General features: G+C 74.4%; 4 protein-coding genes. All 4 read right to left on the bottom strand.

Translation table 11 applies throughout. The features are described from left to right. Positions 1 to 178: 178 nt before the first annotated feature. Positions 179 to 421, bottom strand: a complete 243-nt coding sequence (locus AC5FZL_RS15560) for a hypothetical protein (protein ID WP_493619792.1) — start codon at positions 419 to 421, stop codon at positions 179 to 181. 73 nt (positions 422 to 494) lie between these two features. Beyond that, the gene (locus tag AC5FZL_RS15555) at positions 495 to 2,405 is read right to left on the bottom strand and encodes an ABC transporter ATP-binding protein (protein ID WP_493619791.1); all 1,911 of its coding nucleotides are present in this window, start codon (positions 2,403 to 2,405) and stop codon (positions 495 to 497) included. A gap of 74 nt (positions 2,406 to 2,479) precedes the next feature. Beyond that, positions 2,480 to 2,695 (bottom strand): helix-turn-helix domain-containing protein, encoded by a 216-nt coding sequence (locus tag AC5FZL_RS15550; protein ID WP_493619790.1) that lies wholly within the window; start codon positions 2,693 to 2,695, stop codon positions 2,480 to 2,482. Between the two features lie 134 nt (positions 2,696 to 2,829). Then, complete coding sequence (locus AC5FZL_RS15545; protein WP_493619789.1) at positions 2,830 to 4,428, bottom strand: ABC-F family ATP-binding cassette domain-containing protein; 1,599 nt, start codon at positions 4,426 to 4,428, stop codon at positions 2,830 to 2,832. Positions 4,429 to 4,585: the final 157 nt, after the last annotated feature.

Here is a 4,585-nt window from a genome sequence, read left to right as displayed (position 1 = left end):
GTGGCGCGGCGAGCGCGAGGTGCTCCGCCGTCAGCCGCCCGACGAAGCCCGTCGCGCCGAGCAGGACGACGTCGAGCTCGCGGGCCGCGCCGCCCGCCGCCCTCACGACCCGACCCCGCGGCTCAGAGGTTCAGAGGCTCAGAGGCTCAGAGGCTCAGAGGCTCAGAGGCTCAGAGGCTCAGAGGCCGAGCTTGCCGCCGAGCCCGCCGAGCTTGCCGCCGAGGCCGCCCAGGCCCCCGCCGCCGCCGGCCCCGCCGAGGAGGCCGGCGAGGTCCTTCGGGTCGACCCCGAACCGGCTCAGCAGGCCGGCGTCCTTCTCGGTGTCGACCTGGTCGGGCAGCTCCTGCTGCGCGTGGTCGGCCTGCCCCGCGCCGATCTTGGACAGGATGAACTGGACGACGAGGTCCTTGGGGATCTGCATCCCCCGACGCTCGCACGGCCTGCGCCGCCGCGCAGGTCGAGGCCGCGCAGGTCGAGGCAGCGCAGGTCGAGGCTCAGCCGGCGACCGGCTGCTCGTCGTCCTGGTCCGCGAACTGGGTGCGGTAGAGGTCGGCGTAGAGGCCGCCGCGGGCCAGCAGCTCGGCGTGCCGGCCCCGCTCGACGATGCGGCCACCGTCCACGACGCAGATGAGGTCGGCGTCGCGCACGGTGGAGAGGCGGTGCGCGATGACGATGCTCGTGCGGCCGGTCAGCGCCACGTCCAGGGCCCGCTGCACGGCCGCCTCCGACTCGGAGTCGAGGTGCGCGGTGGCCTCGTCGAGCACCACCACCGACGGGGCCATGAGCAGCAGCCGCGCCAGGGCGACGCGCTGCTTCTCCCCGCCGGAGAGCCGGTGCCCCCGGTCGCCGACGACGGTGTCGAGCCCCTCGGGCAGCGCGCGCACGACGCCCTCGGCCTGCGCAGCCCGCAGCGCCGCCCACAGCGCCGGCTCGTCCGCACCGGGGCGGGCGTAGAGGAGGTTGGCGCGCACGGAGTCGTGGAAGAGGTGGGCGTCCTGCGAGACGACGCCCACCCGGCGGTGCAGGTCGACCTGGCGGACGTCGCGGACGTCGACGCCGCCGATCCGCACCGCCCCCGCCGTGACGTCGTACAGGCGCGCCACGAGGGAGGTGATCGTCGTCTTGCCCGCGCCGCTGGGCCCGACCAGGGCGACGACCTGGCCCGGCTCGGCGCGCAGGGAGACCCCGCGCAGCACCGGCTCCTCCGCGGGCCGCTCCGGCTGGCCCTCGACGCTCTGCGTCTCGACCGCGAGCGAGGCCAGCGTCGTGGCGGCGGGGTCGGGGTAGGCGAAGGTGACGTCGTCCAGCTCGACACCGAGCGGGCCGGCCGGCAGGGCGCCCGCGCCCGGGCGGTCGCGCACCCCGGGCTCGAGGTCGAGCACCTCGAAGACCCGCTCGAAGGAGACCAGCGCCGTCATGACGTCGACCTGCACGTTGCTCAGCCCGGTGATCGGGCCGTAGAGGCGCCCCAGCAGCGCCGCCAGGGCGAGGAGCGTGCCCACGCTGATCGCGCCGTCGATCGCCAGCAGCCCGCCGACGCCGTAGGCCATGGCGGTGGCCACCGAGGCGAGCGCGGTGAGGCCGACGAAGAAGACCCGGCTGCTCATCGCGGTCTGGACGCCGATGTCGCGCACCCGGCCCGCCCGCTCGCGGTACTGCGCGGACTCCGTCGCCGGGTCGCCGTAGAGCTTGACGAGCAGGGCCCCGGCGACGTTGAAGCGCTCGGTCATCCGGTTGCCCAGGTCGGCGCCGACCTGCATGCTCTGCCGGCTCAGCGCGGCCAGGCGGCGTCCGACCCGGCGGGCGGGCAGCACGAACAGCGGCACGAGGACGAGGGCCAGCAGCGTCACCTGCCAGGACAGGAAGAGCATCGTCCCGGCCACGGCGACGAGGGAGACGACGTTGGAGACGACCCCGGACAGCGTGGAGGTGAACGCCTGCTGGGCGCCGATGACGTCGGAGTTGAGGCGGGAGACGAGCGAGCCGGTCTGGCTGCGGGTGAAGAAGGCCAGCGGCTGGCTCTGCACGTGGTCGAACACCGCGCCGCGCAGGTCGTAGATGAGCCCCTCGCCGATCCGCGCGGACAGCCAGCGCTGCGCCAGCGCCAGGGCCGCCTGGCCCAGGGAGACGGCCACGACCGCGAGCGCCAGCCCGATGACGACCCCGCGGTCGCCGGGGATCACGCCTCGGTCGACCAGGCGCTGCAGCAGCAGCGGCGTGGCCACGACGAGGAGCGCGTCGACGACGATGAGGAGCAGGAACGCCACCAGCTGGCGGCGGTAGGGGCGGCCGAGGGCGGCCACGCGGCGCAGGGTGCCGGGGGCGAGCCGGTGCTCGGCGACGCTTCCGTCCTGGCGGAACGAGCGCATCGCGTGCCAGCCGGCACCGGCCGGCATGCCCGACATGGACAAGGTCTCCTCCTGGGGACGCACTGCGGGAGCGGCACCCGTCTCTGGGCGCCGCTCCCGCGATCAGCGCCTCAGCTGGCCTTGCGCGCCCCTCGGGTCGCGCCACCGCGGCTGCGCAGCGACACGTCGCTCTCGCTGAGGATGCGGTGGACGAACCCGTAGGAGCGCCCCGTCTCCGCCGCGAGCGCCCGGATGCTGGCGCCCTGGGCGTACTTGGCCTTCAGATCGTCCGCCAGCGTCGAGCGCTCACCGCCGGTGATCCTCGCGCCCTTCTTGATGTCGGCCACAGCCCCTCCTGCATCGCCCTCGACCAGAACCCCAGGCTCGTGGTGAGCCGTCCGGTTCATGGTCCGCCCGTTGCCAGCGCTCGGCCACCCAGGATGGATCACGCTCGGGCCGACGTCGCTCGGGCCGGCCTCGCTCAGGCCAGGGAGACCAGCTCGGCGTACTCCGGGCTCCAGAGGTCCTCCTGCCCGTCGGGCAGCAGGACGACGCGCTCGGGCTCGAGGGCGAGCACGGCCCCCTCGTCGTGCGTGACGAGCACGACCGCGCCGGCGTACCGGCGCAGCGCGTCGAGCACCTCGGCCCGCGAGGCGGGGTCGAGGTTGTTCGTCGGCTCGTCGAGGAGCAGCACGTTGGCGGCGGAGACCACGAGCATCGCCAGCGCGAGGCGGGTCTTCTCCCCGCCGGACAGGACGCCGGCCGGCTTGTGGACGTCGTCGCCGATGAACAGGAACGAGCCCAGCACGCTGCGCACGCCGGTGTCGTCGAGGTCCGGGGAGGCGCTGCGCATGTTCTCCAGCACGGTGCGCTCGGTGTCGAGGGTCTCGTGCTCCTGGGCGTAGTAGCCCAGCCGCAGCCCGTGCCCGGCCACGACGGCGCCGGTGTCGGGGGTCTCGAGCCCGGCGAGCATCCGCAGCAGCGTGGTCTTCCCGGCGCCGTTGAGCCCCAGGACGACGACCTTGCTGCCGCGGTCGATGGCCAGGTCGACGCCGGTGAAGATCTCCAGGGAGCCGTAGGCCTTGCTGATGCTGTCGGCGGTCAGCGGCGTGCGCCCGCACGCGGCCGGCTCGGGGAAGCGCAGCTTGGCGACGCGGTCCTGCACCCGCTCGCCCTCGAGGCCGGAGAGCATCTTCTCGGCGCGCTTGGCCATGTTCTGCGCGGCGACGGCCTTCGTGGCCTTGGCCCGCATCTTGTCGGCCTGCGCCATGAGGGTGCCGGCCTTCTTCTCGGCGTTGGCCCGCTCCCGGCGGCGGCGCTTCTCGTCGGTCTCGCGCGCGCTCAGGTAGGTCTTGTAGCCGACGTTGTAGATGTCGAGCGCCGAGCGGTTGGCGTCGAGGTGGAACACCCGGGTGCACACCGCCGCGAGCAGCTCGACGTCGTGGCTGATGACGATGAGGCCGCTGGAGTGGGTGCGCAGGTGCTCGCGCAGCCAGACGATCGAGTCGGCGTCGAGGTGGTTGGTCGGCTCGTCCAGGAGCAGCACCTCGGCGTCGGAGAAGAGGATCCGGGCCAGCTCCACGCGGCGGCGCTGCCCGCCGGAGAGGGTGCGCAGCGGCTGGCCGAGCACCCGCTCGGGGAGGCTGAGGTTCGCCGAGATCCGGCTGGCCTCGCTCTCGGCGGCGTACCCGCCCTGGGCGGTGAACTGCGCCTCGAGGCGCCCGTAGCTGGCCATCGCGCGGTCGCGGACCGCGGCGTCCTCGCTGGCCATGTCGAGCTCGGCCTGGCGCATCTTGCGCACGACGACGTCGAGGCCGCGGGCGGCGAGGATCCGGTCGGCGGCGAGCTGGTCGAGGTCGCCGCTGCGGGGGTCCTGCGGCAGGTAGCCGACCGGGCCGTCGCTGGTGACGGTGCCGGACGCCGGCTGGCCCTCGCCCGCGAGCACCTTGGTCAGCGTCGTCTTGCCGGCGCCGTTGCGCCCGACCAGCCCGACGCGGTCGCCCTTGCCGACGCGGAAGGTCGCGCCCTCCACCAGCAGTCGGGCGCCGGCGCGCAGCTCCACGTCGGTCGCGGTGATCATCTGTTCCTCATCCTCGTCGTCATCAGGTCCGTCGTCGTCATCACTGCTGATCCACCCGCACCCGCACCGCCCGGGCCCGCCCGGCGGCCGCGGCGAGCACGTCGAGGCGCGGGTCGGGCACGTCCAGCAGGGGCGAGGCCGGCAGGGCGGCCACCGC

It is taken from the genome of Quadrisphaera sp. DVD1, assembly GCF_058932755.1.
The sequence above is the reverse complement of the archived record's forward strand: the minus strand, read 5'-3'. Positions and strand labels throughout refer to the sequence as shown.

Excerpts from the sequence above, each read along its gene's own strand:
- AC5FZL_RS15560 (WP_493619792.1), bottom strand. The coding sequence starts at position 421 with ATGCAGATCCCCAAGGACCTCGTCGTCCAGTTCATCCTGTCCAAGATC.
- AC5FZL_RS15555 (WP_493619791.1), bottom strand. The coding sequence starts at position 2,405 with ATGTCGGGCATGCCGGCCGGTGCCGGCTGGCACGCGATGCGCTCGTTC.
- AC5FZL_RS15545 (WP_493619789.1), bottom strand. The coding sequence starts at position 4,428 with ATGATCACCGCGACCGACGTGGAGCTGCGCGCCGGCGCCCGACTGCTG.